The following is an 18,787-nucleotide window of genomic DNA, read 5'->3' as shown; positions in this document are numbered from 1 at the left end:
GTGACATCCGTCGCCAACCCGACTTCTTAACCTCGACCAACTATAGCGAATTTATACCGAAAGTATGTAATGGGTGGGGCGAGGCTGCCCTCGGCAGGGCTGCGCGGGTTTGCGGCTCTCGGGAAGGCAGCGCCATGACGTGGGTCAATCGAGAGAGTCGAGATCGCTGGACCGCAGGAAATCCATGCTGCGGAGCACCCGAGTCGACATCGTGGGATCGCGGGATCGCCGCGGAGGCCCTTCGATGGCCCGAGCGGGAGCTCCGACCGGCCCTTCCAGCGGCAGCTATCACCAACCTGGAGTGAGCGAACGCTCAGCCGCGAACTGCGGCACAGTGGTGCGTTGAGGCAGAGGTGCGGCTACTCCGCGGCGCGGGTGGCGGGGTGGATGGCGATCAACCCCAGAACGCTGCGCCTCTTGCACATCGCCGCCAGCTCGGCATACGCCTTCTCGCCGAGGAGCTCGGTCAGCTCGGGCCCGTAGGACTGCCACACCTGGCGCGAACCCGTGTGCGCAGCCGGGTCGCCGGTGCAGTACCAATTCAGGTCGGCGCCGCCCTCACCCCAGCCGCGACGGTCGTACTCGGTGATGGTGGTGCGAAGGACCTGCGTGCCGTCGGGCCGTTCCACCCATTCCTGGCTACGGCGGATCGGCAGCTGCCAGCAGATGTCGGGTTTCATCGTGAGTGGTTCGACACCAAGCTTGAGCGCCTTGGAGTGCAGGGCGCAGCCGATGCCGCCGGCGAATCCGGGCCGGTTCAGAAAGATGCACGCGCCCTTGTACTTCCGGGTACGGAGATTCTCCTTGCCCTCGTACTCGTCCATCTCGAGATAGCCCTTGCGGCCCAGGCCCTTGTCGCGGAACTGCCAGTCCTCGTCCGTGAGCTGCTTGACCGCGTCGTCGAGTCGGGCGACGTCGTCGTCGTCGGACATGAACGCGCCATGCGAGCAGCAGCCGTCGTCGGGACGGTTCTCGACCGTGCCTTGGCAGGCGGGCGTGCCGAACACGCACGTCCACCGCGAGCACAGCCAGGTGATGTCCGCGGCGATCACGTGTTCGGGGTTCTCGGGGTCGTAGAACTCCACCCATTCGCGGGCGAAGTCCAGCTCGACCTCACCTCGATGCGATCCGCTCACGGAATGCCACGGTAGACCCGATAACGTGGGTCTCGTGCGACTGGGCGTGCTCGACGTAGGCAGCAATACCGTTCATCTGCTGGTCGTGGACGCTCGGCGCGGTGGGCATCCGACACCGATGAGTTCTACGAAGGCCTCGTTACGGCTCGCCGAGGCGATCGACGGCTCCGGCAAGCTCACCCGCAAGGGCGCCGACAAGCTCGTCGACACCATCGACGAGTTCGCCAAGATCGCGACGAGTTCCGGTTGCGCCGAGCTGATGCCGTTCGCCACGTCCGCGGTGCGCGACGCCAAGAACTCCGAAGACGTGCTGGCCCGCGTGCTCTCCGAGACGGGTGTGGCGCTGAAGGTCCTGTCGGGGGTCGACGAGTCCCGGCTGACGTTCCTCGCGGTCCGTCGCTGGTACGGCTGGAGCGCCGGTCGCATCATCAACATCGACATCGGCGGCGGATCGTTGGAGCTGTCCAGTGGTGTCGACGAGGAACCAGAGGTGGCGTTGTCGCTGCCGTTGGGCGCGGGCAGGCTGACCCGGGAGTGGCTCCAGGACGATCCGCCGGGCCGCCGGAGCGTGTCGATGTTGCGGGAGTGGTTGGCCACGGAGATGGCCGACGCGGGGGCGAGGGTGCTCGACGCGGGTATCCCGGACCTGACCGTGGCGACCTCGAAGACGTTCAGATCGCTGGCGCGACTCACCGGAGCGGCACCTTCCGGCGCCGGACCGCGGGTGAAGAGGACACTGACAGCTACAGGACTGCGTCAGCTCATCGCATTCATCTCTAGGATGACGACGGCCGACCGAGCGGAGCTGGAAGGGGTGAGCGCCGAGCGTGCGCCGCAGATCGTGGCAGGCGCGCTGGTAGCGGAAGTGAGTATGAAGGCGCTGGGGATCGATACCGTAGACATTTGCCCCTGGGCGTTGCGAGAAGGGCTGATCTTGCGAAGACTCGACAGCGAAGCCGACGGGACTGCCTTCGCCGGGGCGTCATCGAGGTTGACCGGGGCCAGAGGTACACGATGACGGAACCAGACGACACCAACGCTCACACCCGACCGATCTCGGTCGCGGAACTCCTCGCCAGGAACGGCACCATCGGGGCTCCGCCGGCCGGCGGCAGGCGTCGGCGCCGCCGCGGCAACAGTGACGCGGTGACCGTCGCCGAACTCACCGGCGAGATCCCGATCATCACCGACACGGGCCGGGTGCCGGTGCAGTCGCGACCCGAGCCCCTCGCCCCGGAACCCCTCGCGCCGGAACCCATCGAAGAGCCGGTACTCGTCGAAGAGCCGGTACTCGTCGAAGAGCCGGTAGCCGAGACCGCCGAGTCGGCCGCTGACGAAACGATCGTCGCCGAGCCCACTCCCGAACCCGAGGTCGAGCCCGCTCCAGGACCAGAGCTCGAACCAGAGTCCGAGCCCGAACTGACCGACGCGGAGCTGGATTATCAGGCCCATCTCGAGCGCCGGTCGACCGACCCGGATCCCATCGACTTCGCACCGCCGCCCCGGCGCGCCCAGTCGGCGACGACGGGCGGCTTCGCCGCTCAGCCCGGCGGTGCCGAGCAGATGAGTCCCGATCCCGTCGTCGACGATGACGACATGCTCGACCTGGGATCCGACGTCGACTTCAGCGAGGTCCTCGACAAGCACGTGTTCGACGACGACGCGGGTGGGTCGCGCGACGAGGTGCCGACGTATCTGCGATCCAATGCCGACACCCTCTTCGGCGGCCAGTCCGTGGCCGACGATCTGGCCCGCCGCGGACCCCGACCGGGACCCGAGGACATCGATCTCGGTGACGATCAGCCCGAAGCGCCGCCGGGGGCAACCGAATCCGCCGCGCCGGAGGGCTCGGCCGTCGTCAGGGGGGTGTGGGTGGTGGTGCAGTGCGTCCTCGCCGTCGCCTTCGGCGCGGGCCTGTTCATCGCCTTCGACCAGCTGTGGCGGTGGAACATGATCGTCGCGCTGGTGCTCTCCGTGCTCGTCATCCTCGGTCTGGTGGTCGGCGTGCGCGTCGTGCGCAAGACCGAGGACATCGGTAGCACTCTGATCGCGGTGGCCGTGGGCGCCCTGGTCACTTTGGGTCCCCTGGCACTGCTGCAATCCCACTGACACGTCACACTGATCTCGCCGTGCGCCCCGCCATCAAGGTAGGTCTTTCGACTGCCTCGGTTTATCCCCTGAGGACCGAGGCGGCCTTCGAGTACGCCGCTCGCCTCGGATACGACGGTGTCGAGCTGATGGTGTGGGCCGAATCGGTCAGCCAGGACATCGCCTCGATCGAGCGGCTGTCCGCGAAGCACGCCATGCCGGTGCTGAGCGTGCACGCGCCGTGTCTGCTGATCTCGCAGCGCGTCTGGGGCGCCGATCCGATCGCCAAGCTCGACCGCAGCGTGCGGGCCGCCGAAAGACTTGGGGCGCAGACGGTCGTCGTACACCCGCCGTTCCGTTGGCAGCGGCGCTACGCCGAGGGTTTCACCGATCAGGTGGCTGCCCTCGAGGAGTCCAGTGACGTCATGATCGCCGTGGAGAACATGTTCCCGTTCCGCGCCGACCGCATCTTCGGCACGGGTCAGTCATCGGTCTCGCGGATGCGCAAGCGCGGTGGCACGCCGGGGATAGCCGTCTCGGCGTTCGCGCCGTCCTACGACCCGCTGGACGGCAACCACGCCCACTACACCCTGGACCTGTCGCACTCGGCGACGGCGGGAACCGACGCCATCGACATGGCGGGCCGAATGGGTGTCGACGGTCCGGACGGCCTGGTGCATCTGCACCTGTGCGATGGCAGCGGAGCGTCGACCGACGAGCACCTGGTACCCGGACGTGGCACCCAGCCCACTGCCGAGATCTGCCAGATGCTCGCGGCCAGCAGCTTCAGCGGCCACGTCATCCTGGAGGTGACCACCTCGGGCGCGCGGACGGCCGGGGAACGTGAGCAGCTGTTGACCGAGTCACTGGAGTTCGCTCGAACTCACTTGTTGCGCTAAAGGATTGGGGACTGTTGCCGTGACGGGATCGTTCGCCGCTGCCATGGAGCTGACGCCAGTGCCGACCGACGACGTCGATGGTGCCGTCTCGGTCTTCGATGGTGAGCTCGACGAGCACTGGACCATCGGACCCAAGGTGCACGGCGGCGCGATGCTGGCGCTGTGCGCCAAGGCAGCGAGGACGGCGGTGTCCCAGCCGGGGGTCGAGCCGATCGCGGTGTCGGGCAGCTTCCTGTGGGCGCCCGATCCTGGGCCGCTGCGCGTGATCACCACGATCCGCAAGCGGGGGCGACGCGTCAGCCTCGTCGACGTCGAGCTGAACCAGGGTGAGCGAACTGGCGATGAGCGCTCGCGCGAAGAGCAGAGAACTGCTGTCAGGGCGACGATCACCCTCGCCGAGCCGGAGCACGACGCGCCGCCGCTGCTGTCGGTCAACCCGGTGGTGCCGTTGATGACGCCCGACCCGCCGCCAGGGCTCGAGCCGATCGGGCCGGGTCACCCGATGGCCGACATCGTGCATCTGGCGCATGGGTGTGACATCCGGCCGTCGCTGACGACGATGGCGCCGCGCTCCGACGGCGGACCCCCGGTCATCGAGTACTGGGTACGGCCCAAGGTCGGCTCACCGGACGTGCTGTTCGCGTTGCTCTGTGGTGACGTCTCGGCACCGGTCACGTTCGGTGTCAACCGCATGGGCTGGGCGCCGACGGTCCAGCTCACCGCCTACCTGCGCGGCCTGCCCGCCGACGGCTGGCTGCGGGTGATCGCCACGACGACGCAGATCGGGCAGGAGTGGTTCGACGAGGACCACGTGGTGGTGGACTGCGAAGGCCGCATCATCGTGCAGTCCCGTCAGCTCGCGATGGTGCCCCCGGCGCCGTCGTAGGTCCGTGCGTCGGGCGTGCAATGCTTGCGTCCGTGGCGAGAATTGCGATCATCGGTGGCGGAAGCATCGGCGAGGCACTGCTTTCCGGGCTGCTGCGCTCGGGTAGGCAGGCCAAGGACATGGTCATCGCGGAGAAGCACCCGGACCGGGCGAAGTACCTGTCGGAGACCTATGCGGTGCAGGTGACGACGGTGGCCGATGCCGCCGAGAACGCGGCGTACGTCATCGTCGCGGTGAAGCCCTCCGACGTCGAGCGGGTGATCGGCGACGTCTCCGAGGCTGCCGCGCGGGCGGAGAACAGCAGCGCCGAGCAAGTCTTCGTCACGGTGGCTGCAGGTGTCAGCACCGCCTACTACGAGGCCAACCTGCCTGCTGGATCACCCGTCATCCGGGTGATGCCCAACGCTCCCGTGGTGGTCGGCGGCGGTGTCAGCGCCCTGGCGCCGGGCCGGTTCGCCACCACCGCGCAGCTCAAGGAGGTCTCGGCGATCTTCGACGCCGTCGGCGGTGTTCTGACCGTGCCGGAGTCCCAACTCGACGCGGTGACTGCGGTGTCGGGCTCGGGCCCGGCGTACTTCTTCCTGATGGTCGAGGCGCTCATCGATGCTGCCGTCGCGGTGGGGCTGCCGAGGGCCGTCGCCACCGATCTGGCCGTGCAGACCATGGCGGGCTCGGCAGCGATGTTGCTGGAGAGCCTGGACCACGCCAACCCGTCCGGTGACGGAGCAATGGGTACGGCGATGGATACCAGCCCGGCTCAGCTGCGCGCGACCGTCACGTCGCCGGGTGGCACTACGGCCGCTGGTCTGCGGGAATTGGAGCGTGGCGGCCTGCGGGCGGCGGTAGCCGAAGCGGTGGCCGCGGCAAAAACACGCTCTGAGCAGCTAGGAATTACATCAGAGTAGTTCAGGCAATTCGAACTGATTAACCCACACCCGTCGCAATAACCCCAGTGGCCACGCTATTCTCCCTGAGGTAGCACGCTCTGCGCCAGCGGTGGGGAAGCCGCTGGAGCGGCGTGCCTGATTGATTGGGTTGCGATGACGTCTATGAACGGGCCATCTTCGCGGGATTCCGCTGGCGGCGGCAAGGCGGCGCGTGACGCCTCCGCGAGCGAACCGCCGAGAGCGCAATTCCTCACCGTCGCTGAAGTGGCGAGCCTGATGAGGGTGAGCAAGATGACGGTCTACCGGCTGGTGCACAACGGCGAGTTGCCCGCGGTGCGGGTGGGTCGGTCGTTTCGCGTGCATGCCAAGGCCGTGCACGACCTCCTGGAGACGTCGTACTTCGACGCCGGCTGACGTCCCGTACGTACGCCGCTGACTGGCCGTTTTCGTCCCTGGAGTTCCGGCCGGGTAAGGTGACGAGTCGGTTCTCCGGGCACAAATGCCAGGAGATGTCTTAGGTAGCGGAGTTCATGGGTTCAGTCATCAAGAAGCGGCGCAAGCGCATGTCGAAGAAGAAGCACCGCAAGTTGCTTCGTCGTACACGGGTGCAGCGCAGAAAACTTGGCAAGTAGCCCGAGCTGGTCCCGCTAGGCTGTCGCGATGGATTCCACCGGCCGGTCTGACAGAGACCGCGGCCAATCGGCCGACCCGGGCTCGGGTGGTACGGATTCGCCGGATGCGGTACCGCAGCCGAAGGTGGTTCTGGTCACCGGTGCGTGCCGATTCCTCGGCGGGTATCTGACGGCCAGGCTGGCGCAGAATCCGGAGATCGACCACGTCATCGCGGTCGACGCGGTGGCGCCGAGCAAGGATCTGCTACGACGGATGGGTCGTGCCGAGTTCGTCCGCGCCGACATCCGAAACCCGTTCATCGCCAAGGTGATTCGCAACGGGGGCGTCGACACCGTCGTGCATGCGGCGGCAGCCTCCTATGCGCCGGGGGCGGGTGGCCGGGCGGCGCTCAAGGAGATCAACGTCATGGGCGCGATGCAGTTGTTCGCGGCCTGCCAGAAGGCGCCGTCGGTGCGTCGGGTAATCCTCAAGTCCACCTCCGAGGTGTACGGGTCGTCCTCGCGCGACCCCGTGCTGTTCACCGAGGACGGCAGTTCCCGCCGGCCCCCCGGCGAGGGCTTCGCCCGCGACAGCATCGACATCGAGGGCTATGCGCGTGGGCTGGCGCGCAGGCGCCCCGACCTCGCGGTGACCATCCTGCGGCTGGCCAACATGATCGGGCCCGCGATGGACACGGCGCTCTCGCGCTACCTCGCCGGTCCCGTCGTGCCGTCGGTGCTTGGCCATGACGCCCGCCTTCAGCTCTTGCACGAACAGGACGCGCTCGGTGTCCTGGAGCGCGCGACGATGGCGGGCCGCTCGGGCACCTTCAACGTGGGTGCGGCGGGAATCATCATGATGTCGCAGGCGATCCGCAGGTCGGGTCGGGTGCCGCTGCCGGTGCCCCGATCGGCGCTGTCCGCCGTCGATTCGCTGCGGCGCGCAACGCGCTACACCGAGCTCGATCGTGAACAGCTGAACTACGTCAGCTTCGGCAGGGTGATGGACACCGCGAGGATGCGTAGGGTCTTAGGTTACAACCCGAAGTGGACCACGGCGGAAGCTTTCGACGATTACGTCCGCGGCCGAAGTTTGACGCCGATCGTCGATACGCGATGGGTACGCTCGTTGGAGAGCCGCGCCATTTCAGCGGCAGAGCGCTGGGGGCGTTAGTCTTGTCCTTTGGGGCGGGGAGAAGGTAGCGAAGTGCCGGGTGAGTCAAGGGCTAAAGTCATTCCGCTGCATTCCAATTCGGGCCGCACGTCGGCTCAGAGACGGGCTGCGGCGCGCGCCGATGGCGCACGTCGGCATCCGTCCCTCCTCCAGGATCCCGGGACGCGTGCATCCGCCGACGAGCTGGCGGCCGTCATCCGTGAGATCGACGACCGGCGCAGTGCCGCAGGGGCCGCGGCCGATGACGGTGCGGGCGCGAATGAACTGTCTCAGAGCATCGCCGCGGCCGCCGAGTTCGTCCGCAAGCGGATGTCGGGCGACTACACAGTCGACGAGTTCGGCTTCGACAAGCACCTCAATGAGGCTGTCTTCCTGCCCTTGCTGAGAGGGCTCTTCCGGAACTGGTTCCGGGTCGAGGTCAGCGGTATCGAGCACCTGCCGGAGAGCGGCGCGGCGCTGATCGTCGCCAACCACGCAGGCGTCCTGCCCCTGGACGGGCTGATGACCCAGGTCGCCGTCCACGACAACCATCCGGCGCAGCGCGATCTGCGCCTGCTGGCAGCCGACATGGTGTTCGACATGCCGTTCGTCGGCCAGGCCGCACGCAAGGCGGGGCACACCATGGCGTGCACGGCCGACGCCCATCGACTTCTCGCCGCGGGTGAACTCACCGCGGTGTTCCCCGAGGGTTACAAGGGATTGGGCAAGAACTTTCGGGACCGCTACAAGCTGCAGCGCTTCGGGCGCGGCGGGTTCGTGGGCGCCGCGCTGCGGGCGAAGGCCCCCATCGTGCCGTGCTCGATCGTCGGGTCCGAGGAGATCTATCCGATGCTCGCCGACGTGAAACTGCTCGCGCGGCTGATGGGTCTGCCGTACTTTCCCCTGACGCCCCTGTTCCCGATGGCGGGACCGCTCGGGCTGGTGCCGCTGCCGTCGAAGTGGCACATCCAGTTCGGCGAGCCGATCGCCACGGACGAGTACGACGAGTCGGCGGCCGACGATCCGATGATCACCTTCGAACTGACCGACCAGGTGCGCGAGACCATTCAGCAGACGCTGTACCAGTTGCTCGCCAACCGGCGCAATCCGTTCCTGGGCTAGCTACTTGGCGGCTGCCGAGTTCTGGCCGGCGATCATTCTCTTCATCGCCGCGTCACGTCCGGCTGCGATCTGAGCCGTCACCTCGGCATTCTCCTCGGCGCTGCTCGACTCGCCGAACAGCGTCACCGTGCTGGTCAGGACGGGGTTGCCGTCATCGTCGGTCACCTCGCCGCGGATCTCGGTGATGACTGCGCCGTGTGACTCGATCACCGAGTCGAGATACGAGTCGAACCACAGCTTGTCGCCGACCACGATCGGACGATGGAAGACCAGTTTCTGATCGCGGTGCAGCACCCGCTCCATGTTGATCGGCACGTCGAACTGGTTGAAGATCTCGGCCTGCACCCGCCGACCGGCGACGGCGACGAAAGTCAACGACGCGATCAGCGCGTCCTGGCCGCACTCCGCGGCCGCGGCTTCGTCGTAGTGCGCGGGGTGCTCGTCCTTCACCGCGCGGGCGAACTCGCGCACCTTCTCGCGGTCGACCAGGAAGTAATCGGGATACCGGTAGTGGGTACCGATGATCTCTTCGGCGATGCTCATTTCTACAGACGTGCTCCCCGCTCAGTGCTCCTGGTCCAGCGGCGACGAGCCTATCAGCGACCGCTCAGCCGCCATGCCCTCGACGGGACACCACCGCGGCCAGCGCGCCGCCCGCCGCGCCGAGCGCGAGCGCCGACGGGACTCCGATGCGGGCGGCCTTGCGGGCGGTGCGGAAGTCGCGGATCTCCCAGCCTCGCTTTCGGGCCAGGTCGCGGAGGGCCGCGTCGGGGTTGATGGCGACCGCCGTGCCCACCAGCGACAGCATGGGAACGTCGTTGATGCTGTCCGAATACGCGGTGCAACGCCGCAGGTTGAGCCCTTGGCGAATGGCCAGCGACCTGACGGCGTGCGCCTTGCCCGCGCCGTGCAGGATCTCGCCGACCAGCCGGCCGGTGAACACGCCGTCCACCGATTCGGCGACCGTGCCCAGAGCGCCCGTCAGACCGAGCTTGCGGGCGATCGTGGCGGCCAACTCATAAGGCGTCGCCGTGACGAGCCAAACCTGCTGACCCGCCTCCAGGTGCATCTCGGCCAGCGCTCGCGTGCCCTGCCAGATCTTGTCGGCGATGATCTCGTCATAGATCTCCTCGCCGACCTCGAACAGTTCCGACGTCCGGCGACCCTCGATGAACGCCAGGGCCTTGGTGCGTCCAGCGGCCACGTCGTCGCTGTTCTCCTTGCCGGTGAGCTGAAACTTGGCTTGCGCGTAGCCAAATCGGACGAGATCGCCGTAGGTGAAGTAGTTGCGTGCCGCCAGTCCGCGGGCGAAGTGCACCAGCGACGAGCCCTGCACCAGGGTGTTGTCGACGTCGAAGAAGGCGGCGGCCGTCAGGTCGGGCGGCGGAGGATCGGTCTTGGACGCGTCGTCGGCGATGATGTGATCGATCGCGTCGGCTTCGTCGCCGATCCGGCGGCCGGCCTCGAGATCGGCGCCCAGCTCGGCCTCAGCCCCTGACTCGGACACCCTTGAACCTTAGGCCACGGGGATACTCTGCAGCCGTGGACCATGTCCGAAACCGGCACACCGTGGAGTTGCTGACCCGCGCCGGTTGCAGCCTCTGCGAGAAGGCCGCCACGGTGCTCGCCGGTCTCGCCGACGAACTCGGGTTCGCGTGGTCGGCCGTGGACGTCGACGCCGCTGCGGCAGCCGGAGATCGATCGCTGCGCGCCGAGTATGGCGACCTTCTTCCGGTCGTGCTGCTCGACGGCGTTCAACATGGCTACTGGGAGGTCGACGAGGCACGGCTGCGCGAGGATCTCACGAGGGAGTGACCCTCACCGCTAATTTGGTCGGCGGCCTGATCGGCGACTATCTTGAAATCGTGGTGACGAGGCCATGAGCGTTCTTCTGTTCGGGGTTTCGCATCGCAGCGCCCCGGTGTCCGTGCTGGAACGGCTGAGCTTCGACGATGCCGACCAGGCGAAGGTCGTCGAGCAATTGCTGCAATCTTCCCTCGTCACCGAGGCCATGGTCCTGTCGACCTGCAACCGCGTTGAGATCTATGCCGTCGTCGAGGCGTTCCACGGCGGGCTGTCCGTGATCGGTCAGGTGCTGTCCGAACACTCCGGCATGTCGCTGAACGATCTCACCAAGTACGCCTACGTCCGCTACGCCGAGGCCGCCGTCGAGCACCTGTTCGCGGTCACCAGCGGCCTGGACTCGGCGGTGATCGGCGAGCAGCAGGTGCTTGGTCAGGTCCGCCGCTCGTACGCCTTGGCCGAAGCCAATCAGACCGTCGGACGCACGCTGCACGAACTGGCCCAGCGCGCGCTCTCCGTCGGCAAGCGGGTGCACGCGGAGACCGGGATCGATGCCGCGGGCGCCTCGGTGGTGTCGGTGGCACTGGACATGGCGGACCGGAAGCTGTCCGGCGGGCTGGCCGGGCGGTCCGCCGCCGTGATCGGTGCCGGGTCGATGGGCTCCCTGGCGGCCGCACATCTGATGCGGGCCGGGATCGGCCGGGTGCACGTCGTGAACCGCTCGCTGCCGCGCGCCGAGCGCCTCGTCCAGAACCTGAAGGCCCAGGGCGTCGATGCGAAGGCGTTCCCGTTCGACCACATCCCGGCCGTCCTTGCCGATGCCGACGTCGTCGTTTCTTGTACCGGGGCCGTGCGCCCCGTGGTCTCCCTCGCCGACGTACACCAAGGTCTTGCGCACGGCCAGGAACCCAAGCAGTTGGTGGTGTGCGATCTCGGCATGCCCCGCGACGTCGACCCGGCCATCGCCGGTCTGCCCGGCGTCTACGTCGTCGACATGGAGCGCATTCAGCGCGAACCGGCCGCCCGGGCGGCTGCCTCGGACGCCGAGGAGGCGCGCGCGATCGTCGCCGCCGAGGTTGCCAACTACCTTGTCGGCCAACGGATGGCCGAGGTCACGCCGACCGTCACCGCGCTGCGCCAACGCGCCGCCGACGTCGTCGAAGCCGAGCTGCTCCGCCTGGACAACCGGTTGCCGGGGCTCGAGGCCACCCACCGCGACGAGGTCGCCCGGACCGTTCGCCGCGTCGTCGACAAGCTCCTGCACGCCCCGACGGTCCGCGTCAAGCAACTGGCCAGTGCACCGGGGGGCGACAGCTACGCCGAGGCGCTCCGCGAGCTGTTCGAGCTCGACCCGCAGGCCGTCGACGCGGTTTCCGGTGGCGAATTACCCCTCCTCGCAACGAATCTAGTGGCAATGGAGTCTCGGCTCGATGTTGGCAAGGCCGAGTAAGCACTTGGCATCTTCGCGCGATACGGCGATCCGCATCGGCACCAGAGGCAGCCTGTTGGCTACCACTCAGGCCGGTCTCATCAGAGACGCTCTGGTGGCCAGGGGGCATGCGGCCGAACTCGTCATCGTCTTGACCGCCGGGGACCGCTCGCATCAACCCATCCCCGACATCGGCGTCGGAGTGTTCACCGCGGCCCTGAGGGAAGCGGTCGCCGACGGCACCGTCGACGTGGCGGTGCACTCGTACAAGGATTTGCCCACCGCGGCCGACGCCAGGTTCGTCATCGCCGCCATCCCGCCTCGCGAGGACGCCAGGGACGCCTTGGTGGCGCGCGACGGACTGGTCCTCGGAGAGTTGCCAGCCGGTTCGGTGATCGGTACGTCGAGCCCGCGGCGGACGGCGCAGCTTAGAGCACTGGGTCTCGGTTTGGAAATTCGCCCCCTAAGAGGCAACCTAGACACCAGGTTGAACAGGGTAAGCAACGGTGATTTCGACGGCGTCGTCGTCGCCCGGGCGGGACTGGTCCGCATCGGACGGCAAGATGTCGTCACCGAGACTCTGGAACCGGTGCAGATGTTGCCAGCGCCGGCTCAGGGAGCGCTCGCGGTGGAGTGTCGCGCGGGTGACGCGGAGCTCGTTGCGCTGCTGGCGGAGATGGACCATTCCGACACGCGCGTCGCAATCACCGCGGAGCGAGTCCTGCTCGCCGAGCTCGAGGCGGGGTGTTCCGCGCCGGTGGGTGCGATCGCGGAAGTGGTCGAGTCCATCGACGAGGAGGGCAACCTCTTCGAGGAGCTGTCGTTACGCGGCTGCGTGGCGACGCTGGACGGATCCGACGTGATCCGTGCGTCCGGGATCGGGAAGCCCGAACGGGCCCGGGAGCTTGGTCTCTCGGTCGCCGCGGAGTTGTTCGACCTGGGAGCACGGGAGTTGTTGGATCAGCGGACGACAGAGCGGGAGTGAAGGATGACGACCCGAGGGCGCAAGAGCAAGCCCGGCCGCATTACGTTCGTCGGTTCGGGCCCCGGTGATCCGGGCCTGCTGACGACGAGGGCGCGCACGGTCCTGGCCAACGCGGCACTGGTCTTCACGGACCCTGACGTACCCGAGGCGGTGCTCGCCATAGTTGGCTCCGAGCTGCCGCCCACGTCGGGTCCTGCCGAGGCGGCGCCACAGAACGACGACGCGACACCGGCGGAGACGCCGGCCGCGACGACCCTCCCCGGCGGCGCGGACGTTCGTCCCGCACTGGGCGATCCGACCGAGGTGGCCAAGCTGCTGCTGCACGAGGCGCGCACCGGCGCCGACGTGGTGCGGCTGGTGGCCGGTGACCCGCTGTCGGTCGACTCCGTCATCACCGAGGTGAGCGTGCTGGCCCGCACGCAGGCCCATTTCGAGATCGTGCCGGGACTCGCTCCCGCGACCGCGGTACCGACCTACGCAGGACTGCCCCTCGGCTCGTCGCACACCGTCGCCGATGTCCGCGGCGACGTGGACTGGGCTGCGCTGGCCGCCGCTCCCGGCCCACTGATCCTGCACGCCACGGCAACCCATCTTCCCGATGCCGCGCGCACGCTGATCGAATACGGGCTCACCGAGTCGACGCCGTGCGTCGTCACCGCCAACGGCACGACGTGCCAGCAGCGTTCGGTGGAGACCACGCTGGCGGGCCTGCTCGACAAGGCCACGCTGGCCGCCTCCGGCTCCGAGGGGCTGGCCGCCGGACCGCTGGTCGGTCCGTTGGTCGTGACCATCGGCAAGACCGTCTCCAACCGCGCCAAGCTCAACTGGTGGGAGAGCCGGGCGCTCTACGGCTGGACGGTCCTGGTGCCGCGCACCAAGGATCAGGCCGGCGAGATGAGCGACCGGTTGATCTCCCACGGCGCCTCCCCGATCGAGGTTCCGACCATCGCGGTCGAACCGCCCCGCAGCCCCGCCCAGATGGAGCGCGCGGTCAAGGGTCTGGTCGATGGTCGCTTCCAGTGGGTGGTGTTCACCTCCACCAACGCAGTGCGTGCGGTGTGGGAGAAGTTCAACGAGTTCGGGCTCGACGCGCGGGCGTTCTCCGGCGTGAAGATCGCGTGCGTCGGCCAGGCGACCGCGGACCGGGTCCGGGCGTTCGGCATCAACCCCGAACTGGTGCCGTCGGGTGAGCAGAGCTCGCTCGGTCTGCTCGACGAGTTCCCGCCGTACGACGACATCTTCGATCCGGTGAACCGGGTGCTGCTGCCCCGCGCCGACATCGCCACCGAAACTCTGGCCGAGGGCCTGCGGGAACGCGGTTGGGAGATCGAGGACGTCACCGCCTACCGCACGGTGCGGGCGGCACCGCCGCCGGCGCAGACCCGCGAGATGATCAAGACGGGCGGGTTCGACGCGGTGTGCTTCACGTCGAGCTCGACCGTCCGCAACCTCGTCGGCATCGCGGGCAAGCCGCATGCGCGGACCATCGTCGCGTGCATCGGGCCCAAGACTGCCGAGACCGCAGCCGAATTCGGGCTTCGGGTCGACGTGCAGCCGGAGACGGCCGCCGTGGGTCCGCTGGTCGAGGCACTGGCCGAACACGCCGCTCGACTTCGCGCGGAAGGCGCCCTGCCCCCGCCGCGCAAGAAGAGTCGCCGCCGCTGACCATGGACCTTCGCCGACAGTACGGTTGTTTACGGCCTTACTCGGGCGATGCGTGCATCAACCGTACTTTCGACGTGACGGAACTTTCCCCATGAGCTTTCCCAGGCATCGACCCAGGCGCCTGCGGTCGACCCCGGCCATGCGTCGGTTGGTCGCCCAAACCTCGCTGGAGCCACGGCATCTGGTGCTGCCGATGTTCCTCGCCGATGGAATCGACGAGCCGCGGCCGATCGAGTCCATGCCGGGAGTCGTTCAGCACACCCGTGATTCGCTGCGCAAGGCGGCCGCCGACGCCGTCGCGGCCGGTGTCGGCGGGCTCATGTTGTTCGGCGTTCCGCGCGAGCAGGACAAGGACGCGACCGGTTCGGCCGGGGTGGCCGAGGGCGGCATCCTGAACGTGGGACTGCGCGATCTGGCGTCGGACCTCGGGGGCGACACGGTGCTGATGGCCGACACCTGCCTCGACGAGTTCACCGACCACGGCCACTGCGGCGTCTTGGACCGGGTCGGCAGGGTCGACAATGACGCCACGAATGCCCGTTACGTCGAACTCGCCGTGGCACAAGCTAATTCGGGCGCTCACATGGTGGGTCCGAGCGGCATGATGGACGGTCAGGTAGCGGCGATCAGGGACGGACTGGACGCTGCCGGGCACACCGACGTGGTGATCCTGGCGTATGCGGCGAAGTTCGCCTCCGGCTTCTACGGTCCGTTCCGCGAGGCCGTCGGCTCCAGTCTCGACGGTGACCGCCGGACCTATCAGCAGAACCCCGGCAACGCGCGAGAGGCGCTGCACGAGGTCGAGCTCGACATCGACGAGGGCGCGGACATCATCATGGTCAAGCCGGCGATGGGGTACCTCGACGTGGTGCGGGCCGCCGCCGACATCTCACCGGTTCCCGTTGCGGCATATCAGGTTTCCGGTGAGTACTCGATGATCAGCGCGGCCGCCGCGAACGGTTGGATCGATCTGCGAACCGTCGCGTTGGAGACGCTGACCAGCATCCGGCGAGCCGGTGCCGACATCGTGTTGTCCTACTGGGCGGCCGACGTCGCCGACTGGTTGGCGTGACCGGACCCGCCGCGCGCCCCGAGGACGTCGACACCGGCTTCTGGCTGTGTGTCGTGGCGCTACCGATGATGGTGGCCGGTTACGTCGTCGACCTGGTGGCACTACCGGTGAAGGGTCCGGCGGCGCTGGTGTACGGGGCGTCGTCGATCTTCCTCGTCGTCGTGGTCTCGGTCGTGGTGACGTTCCTGCTGCTGATGCGCCAGGGCTACCGGTGGACCCGCACCGTGCTCACGGGCGGGGGTGCGGCGACGATCGGGTACGCGTTGAGCACGCTGTTCAGCGTGGAGCGGCCGACGGCGGCGGCGGTCCTCTTCGCGGTGACCGCGATCATCGGGTCGGTGTGCATCGCCGGTGGTATCTACCTGCTGCATCGCAAGGATGCCCACGCCTTCTTCACGCGCTGAACGGGACGATAGGCTGACCCGACCATGCCGGACTCCCCAGCGCCTGCCAGTCGGCCCCGCACCGTCACCGCCGCCTTCTGGTGCTGGTTGGCCGCGGCGATTCTGACGGCGGCCTTCGGGATGTTGATCGCCACCTTCAGCACCGCGCTCTTCTTTCAGGTCGCCGGGATCATCCTGATCCTCGTCGGTCTCGGGCAGGGGTACCTCGCGGGGCGGGCCCGCAACGGTTTCAAGCGCTACGCGAGCGCCGGGGTGGGCCTCGCGCTAGCCACGGTGGCGTACTACGCCGTCCTGCTGGTCCTCGGCGGGATCGCCGTGTTCGGCGTCCTGATCGTGGCGGTGATCATGATCCTGCTAATCACGGGTTCGGCGATGACGCAGCGCGCGGTGTCCCAGCAATGGTTCGACGCTCGGGCGGTGGCGTGACCGAACCACGGCCCGAGGAACCGACGGTGCTGTTCCGCGAGCCTGGAGCGACGTGGTGGTGGTTGCTCGCCGGACCGTTGTCCGCGACGACGATGATGCTGATCCAGCTGTCGTCGGGCTACGGATGGCAGCCCCTATTGCCGGGTGTCTTCCTGATACTGGTCACCGGATTCCTCGGCCTGCAGGTCAAGGCCGCGCGCATCCACACGTCGGTCGAGCTGACACCGGAATATCTCCGCCAGGGCGCCGAGACGATCCTCGTCTCCGAGATCGAGAGGGTCTACCCCGAGGCCGACGGCGCCGAGGTCCCCACATGGCAGTCGTCGCGGGCGTTGGGGGAGTTGACCGGGGTGCCACGCGGCCGTACCGGAATCGGTCTGAAGCTCAGTAGCGGTCGTCGGGCGCAGGCCTGGGCGCGCAGGCACCGCCAGCTGCGGATCGCGCTGGGCTCCGTCGTCGAGGAGCGTGCGCGATGAGGACCCGCGCCGTCGTCGAGCTGGTGCTGGCCGTGCTGGCGGCGGTCGGCTGCGCGGTGAGTTGGCTGGCGGCCCGGTCCGCCGAGCTGGCCGCTCCGGTCATTCCGTCCGAACCCGCCATGCCGACGGTGATCTACGATCCCTCGCTGATCGTGTTGGCCGTGCTGCTGGCCACGGTGGCTGGTGTCCTGGCCGTCCTCGGGGTCACCGGGCTTCGTCGCGGCTGAGGCAGTGGGTGAGCCTGCTCACATGCCTGTTGGTACAAAGTGCGAAATCTGTAACACTGTGTCACATGACCGACTTGGCGGAGAACCCGCAACGCGCCGACGCCCTCCCCCTCGGCCCCGGATCGCTGGTCTGGAAATACTTCGGGGACAACCGCATGTACCTGATCGGTCCACGACCCGCCGTGCTGCAGAACATGCTGGCCGAGCTGGGGCAGGGCGTGCTGGACCACTCGGTGTTCTTCTCCGACACCGCCGCCCGGGTCAAGCGGTCGATCCCGCCGATCATGATGACGGTGTACGGCGGCGAGGACTCCGACGAGGGCATCCGGGTGCGGGACTTCCATCGGGACATCAAGGGCGACATGCCCGCTCAGGACGGGGTGGTGGTCAAGTACCACGCACTGAACCCCGAGACGTACTTCTGGGCGCACGCCACGTTCGTCGAGCAGGTGTTGTACTTCGCCGACACGTTCGTCAAGCGGCTGACCGACGACGAGAAGGAACGGATCTACCTGGAGTCCAAGACGTGGTACCGCCGCTACGGGGTCAGTGAGCGGCCGATGCCCACCGATTACGCGGGCTTCCAACGGTATTGGGATCAGATGATGAACGACATCGTGGTCGCCCACCCCACGGCGAAGTACGGCGTCGGCTACGTCACCAAGGGCTTCCCGCGTCCGAAGGGAGTGTCCCCGTTGGCGTGGAAGCTGTTGTCTCCGTTGTTCAATCCGCTCGCCGCGTTCATCACCACCGGTGGCATGCCGCCACGGGCCCGCGACCTGCTCGGGCTGCCGTGGAGCGACCGTCGAGAGCGGGCATATCAAACATTTGCGGCGGCATGGCGGTCGCGACCGGTCAACTGGGCGTGGGATCGGCTGCCGATGCGCTTGCGCTACAACAGTTTCGCGCAAGTCGGCTATGCCCGCGGCTGACTCGACGTCCGCGATTCTGGACGCCGCCCTGGTCGAGTTCGAACGGCACGGCTTCCAGCGGGTCGCCCTCGACGACGTCGCCCGCCGGGCGGGCGTCAGCCGCACGACCATCTACCGCCGGTTCGCCAATCGCGACGAGTTGGTGGCGGCCGTCATCGAACGCGAGAACGTCGTCCTGTTCGCCGACATCGCCGCGGAGTTGAAGCATGCCGTCAAGCCGGCGGACTACTACGTCGAGGCCTTCACCCAGTCGATTCTGATGTTTCGCAGGCATCGCGTGCTCAACCAGATGATCACCGACGAGCCTGCCCTGGTGCTGGAGTTGGCCCGCCATCACCATGGCGCTGCGATCGATCGGATGGCGGAGGCGCTGCGGGTGATCTTCCCGGCCGGCTTCGCCGACCGCATCGGAGTGGTCGCCGTCAACGACCTGGCCGACACGATCCTGCGCTACGCGGCGATGGTGCTGCTGCTGCCGAGCGCAGAATCCCTGAGCACCCCCGACGAGCTGCGAGCCTTTGCCAGGAGGCACTTCCTGCCGAGCCTTCCGACGGCGCTGCGAGCCGTAGCCGTCTAGCCCCGCGAT

23 protein-coding genes are annotated in these 18,787 nt (G+C 67.8%); 20 read left to right on the top strand and 3 right to left on the bottom strand.

Translation table 11 applies throughout. From position 1 onward, the window contains the following. Positions 1 to 359: 359 nt before the first annotated feature. Positions 360 to 1,136 (bottom strand): hypothetical protein, encoded by a 777-nt coding sequence (locus QUE68_RS25160; protein WP_284229152.1) that lies wholly within the window; start codon positions 1,134 to 1,136, stop codon positions 360 to 362. Between the two features lie 34 nt (positions 1,137 to 1,170). Between QUE68_RS25160 and QUE68_RS25155 the strand changes: the two genes are divergently transcribed. The 9 genes from QUE68_RS25155 to QUE68_RS25115 all read left to right on the top strand — a co-directional run bounded on the left by QUE68_RS25155 (position 1,171) and on the right by QUE68_RS25115 (position 8,782). Further along, positions 1,171 to 2,154: a Ppx/GppA family phosphatase gene (locus QUE68_RS25155; RefSeq protein ID WP_286275942.1), complete on the top strand. Its 984-nt coding sequence runs from the start codon at positions 1,171 to 1,173 to the stop codon at positions 2,152 to 2,154. Continuing rightward, positions 2,151 to 3,245, top strand: coding sequence for a hypothetical protein (locus QUE68_RS25150; RefSeq protein ID WP_286274596.1), 1,095 nt, complete (start codon positions 2,151 to 2,153; stop codon positions 3,243 to 3,245). Before QUE68_RS25155 ends, QUE68_RS25150 begins: the two co-directional genes overlap by 4 nt. Positions 3,246 to 3,265: 20 nt before the next feature. Continuing rightward, complete coding sequence (locus tag QUE68_RS25145; protein WP_284229150.1) at positions 3,266 to 4,123, top strand: sugar phosphate isomerase/epimerase family protein; 858 nt, start codon at positions 3,266 to 3,268, stop codon at positions 4,121 to 4,123. Between the two features lie 43 nt (positions 4,124 to 4,166). Beyond that, positions 4,167 to 5,009 carry a thioesterase family protein gene (locus QUE68_RS25140; protein WP_286275941.1) on the top strand — a complete coding sequence of 281 codons (843 nt, stop codon included), beginning with the start codon at positions 4,167 to 4,169 and terminating at the stop codon, positions 5,007 to 5,009. Between the two features lie 32 nt (positions 5,010 to 5,041). Further along, the gene (gene proC, locus QUE68_RS25135; protein WP_284229149.1) at positions 5,042 to 5,914 is read left to right on the top strand and encodes a pyrroline-5-carboxylate reductase; all 873 of its coding nucleotides are present in this window, start codon (positions 5,042 to 5,044) and stop codon (positions 5,912 to 5,914) included. Between the two features lie 135 nt (positions 5,915 to 6,049). After that, positions 6,050 to 6,310 carry a helix-turn-helix domain-containing protein gene (locus QUE68_RS25130; protein WP_284229147.1) on the top strand — a complete coding sequence of 87 codons (261 nt, stop codon included), beginning with the start codon at positions 6,050 to 6,052 and terminating at the stop codon, positions 6,308 to 6,310. Between the two features lie 116 nt (positions 6,311 to 6,426). Beyond that, positions 6,427 to 6,528 carry a 30S ribosomal protein bS22 gene (locus QUE68_RS25125; protein ID WP_003402602.1) on the top strand — a complete coding sequence of 34 codons (102 nt, stop codon included), beginning with the start codon at positions 6,427 to 6,429 and terminating at the stop codon, positions 6,526 to 6,528. A 28-nt stretch (positions 6,529 to 6,556) separates the two neighbouring features. Beyond that, positions 6,557 to 7,681, top strand: a complete 1,125-nt coding sequence (locus QUE68_RS25120; protein ID WP_286274595.1) for an SDR family oxidoreductase — start codon at positions 6,557 to 6,559, stop codon at positions 7,679 to 7,681. 33 nt (positions 7,682 to 7,714) lie between these two features. Next, complete coding sequence (locus QUE68_RS25115; RefSeq protein ID WP_284229142.1) at positions 7,715 to 8,782, top strand: lysophospholipid acyltransferase family protein; 1,068 nt, start codon at positions 7,715 to 7,717, stop codon at positions 8,780 to 8,782. On the opposite strand, the gene QUE68_RS25110 is transcribed toward QUE68_RS25115, so the two are convergent. Next, a complete protein-coding gene (locus QUE68_RS25110; protein ID WP_284234945.1) occupies positions 8,783 to 9,325 on the bottom strand; it encodes an FAS1-like dehydratase domain-containing protein in 543 nt (180 codons plus the stop codon). Between the two features lie 64 nt (positions 9,326 to 9,389). Continuing rightward, positions 9,390 to 10,232 carry an HAD family hydrolase gene (locus QUE68_RS25105; protein ID WP_454786393.1) on the bottom strand — a complete coding sequence of 281 codons (843 nt, stop codon included), beginning with the start codon at positions 10,230 to 10,232 and terminating at the stop codon, positions 9,390 to 9,392. 92 nt (positions 10,233 to 10,324) lie between these two features. Between QUE68_RS25105 and QUE68_RS25100 the strand changes: the two genes are divergently transcribed. The 11 genes from QUE68_RS25100 (at position 10,325) to QUE68_RS25050 (ending at position 18,778) form a co-directional block, all read left to right on the top strand. After that, the gene (locus QUE68_RS25100; protein WP_284229138.1) at positions 10,325 to 10,597 is read left to right on the top strand and encodes a glutaredoxin family protein; all 273 of its coding nucleotides are present in this window, start codon (positions 10,325 to 10,327) and stop codon (positions 10,595 to 10,597) included. A gap of 64 nt (positions 10,598 to 10,661) precedes the next feature. Continuing rightward, complete coding sequence (locus QUE68_RS25095; protein ID WP_286274594.1) at positions 10,662 to 12,035, top strand: glutamyl-tRNA reductase; 1,374 nt, start codon at positions 10,662 to 10,664, stop codon at positions 12,033 to 12,035. 4 nt (positions 12,036 to 12,039) lie between these two features. Next, positions 12,040 to 12,999 carry a hydroxymethylbilane synthase gene (gene hemC / locus QUE68_RS25090; RefSeq protein WP_284229134.1) on the top strand — a complete coding sequence of 320 codons (960 nt, stop codon included), beginning with the start codon at positions 12,040 to 12,042 and terminating at the stop codon, positions 12,997 to 12,999. A 3-nt stretch (positions 13,000 to 13,002) separates the two neighbouring features. Continuing rightward, positions 13,003 to 14,664, top strand: a complete 1,662-nt coding sequence (locus QUE68_RS25085) for a bifunctional uroporphyrinogen-III C-methyltransferase/uroporphyrinogen-III synthase (RefSeq protein WP_284229132.1) — start codon at positions 13,003 to 13,005, stop codon at positions 14,662 to 14,664. 91 nt (positions 14,665 to 14,755) lie between these two features. Further along, complete coding sequence (hemB, locus tag QUE68_RS25080) at positions 14,756 to 15,736, top strand: porphobilinogen synthase (protein WP_284234948.1); 981 nt, start codon at positions 14,756 to 14,758, stop codon at positions 15,734 to 15,736. Beyond that, complete coding sequence (locus tag QUE68_RS25075; RefSeq protein ID WP_284234949.1) at positions 15,733 to 16,140, top strand: hypothetical protein; 408 nt, start codon at positions 15,733 to 15,735, stop codon at positions 16,138 to 16,140. The genes hemB and QUE68_RS25075 overlap by 4 nt, the downstream gene beginning before the upstream one ends. Positions 16,141 to 16,164: 24 nt before the next feature. Further along, positions 16,165 to 16,566 (top strand): hypothetical protein, encoded by a 402-nt coding sequence (locus tag QUE68_RS25070; protein WP_284234950.1) that lies wholly within the window; start codon positions 16,165 to 16,167, stop codon positions 16,564 to 16,566. After that, on the top strand, positions 16,563 to 17,042 hold the full coding sequence (locus QUE68_RS25065; protein WP_284234951.1) for a DUF3093 domain-containing protein: 480 nt from the start codon (positions 16,563 to 16,565) through the stop codon (positions 17,040 to 17,042). The genes QUE68_RS25070 and QUE68_RS25065 overlap by 4 nt, the downstream gene beginning before the upstream one ends. Continuing rightward, the gene (locus tag QUE68_RS25060) at positions 17,039 to 17,269 is read left to right on the top strand and encodes a hypothetical protein (RefSeq protein WP_284234952.1); all 231 of its coding nucleotides are present in this window, start codon (positions 17,039 to 17,041) and stop codon (positions 17,267 to 17,269) included. Before QUE68_RS25065 ends, QUE68_RS25060 begins: the two co-directional genes overlap by 4 nt. A 65-nt stretch (positions 17,270 to 17,334) precedes the next feature. Then, on the top strand, positions 17,335 to 18,201 hold the full coding sequence (locus QUE68_RS25055) for an oxygenase MpaB family protein (protein WP_284234953.1): 867 nt from the start codon (positions 17,335 to 17,337) through the stop codon (positions 18,199 to 18,201). Then, entirely contained in the window at positions 18,188 to 18,778 is a 591-nt protein-coding gene (locus tag QUE68_RS25050; protein WP_284234954.1) for a TetR/AcrR family transcriptional regulator, read from the top strand. Before QUE68_RS25055 ends, QUE68_RS25050 begins: the two co-directional genes overlap by 14 nt. The last annotated feature ends 9 nt before the right edge of the window (positions 18,779 to 18,787 follow it).

This window comes from Mycolicibacterium sp. TUM20985 (assembly GCF_030295745.1).
In the GTDB taxonomy this organism is placed as follows: domain Bacteria; phylum Actinomycetota; class Actinomycetes; order Mycobacteriales; family Mycobacteriaceae; genus Mycobacterium.
The sequence above is the reverse complement of the archived record's forward strand: the minus strand, read 5'-3'. Positions and strand labels throughout refer to the sequence as shown.

Bases quoted from the DNA above. Each gene is read 5' to 3' on its own strand.
- QUE68_RS25150 (WP_286274596.1), top strand. From the start codon at position 2,151: ATGACGGAACCAGACGACACCAACGCTCACACCCGACCGATCTCGGTC.
- QUE68_RS25140 (WP_286275941.1), top strand. From the start codon at position 4,167: ATGGAGCTGACGCCAGTGCCGACCGACGACGTCGATGGTGCCGTCTCG.
- QUE68_RS25130 (WP_284229147.1), top strand. From the start codon at position 6,050: ATGACGTCTATGAACGGGCCATCTTCGCGGGATTCCGCTGGCGGCGGC.
- QUE68_RS25125 (WP_003402602.1), top strand. From the start codon at position 6,427: ATGGGTTCAGTCATCAAGAAGCGGCGCAAGCGCATGTCGAAGAAGAAG.
- QUE68_RS25120 (WP_286274595.1), top strand. From the start codon at position 6,557: ATGGATTCCACCGGCCGGTCTGACAGAGACCGCGGCCAATCGGCCGAC.
- QUE68_RS25110 (WP_284234945.1), bottom strand. From the start codon at position 9,325: ATGAGCATCGCCGAAGAGATCATCGGTACCCACTACCGGTATCCCGAT.
- QUE68_RS25095 (WP_286274594.1), top strand. From the start codon at position 10,662: ATGAGCGTTCTTCTGTTCGGGGTTTCGCATCGCAGCGCCCCGGTGTCC.
- QUE68_RS25085 (WP_284229132.1), top strand. From the start codon at position 13,003: ATGACGACCCGAGGGCGCAAGAGCAAGCCCGGCCGCATTACGTTCGTC.
- hemB (WP_284234948.1), top strand. From the start codon at position 14,756: ATGAGCTTTCCCAGGCATCGACCCAGGCGCCTGCGGTCGACCCCGGCC.
- QUE68_RS25070 (WP_284234950.1), top strand. From the start codon at position 16,165: ATGCCGGACTCCCCAGCGCCTGCCAGTCGGCCCCGCACCGTCACCGCC.
- QUE68_RS25060 (WP_284234952.1), top strand. From the start codon at position 17,039: ATGAGGACCCGCGCCGTCGTCGAGCTGGTGCTGGCCGTGCTGGCGGCG.
- QUE68_RS25055 (WP_284234953.1), top strand. From the start codon at position 17,335: ATGACCGACTTGGCGGAGAACCCGCAACGCGCCGACGCCCTCCCCCTC.
- QUE68_RS25050 (WP_284234954.1), top strand. From the start codon at position 18,188: ATGCCCGCGGCTGACTCGACGTCCGCGATTCTGGACGCCGCCCTGGTC.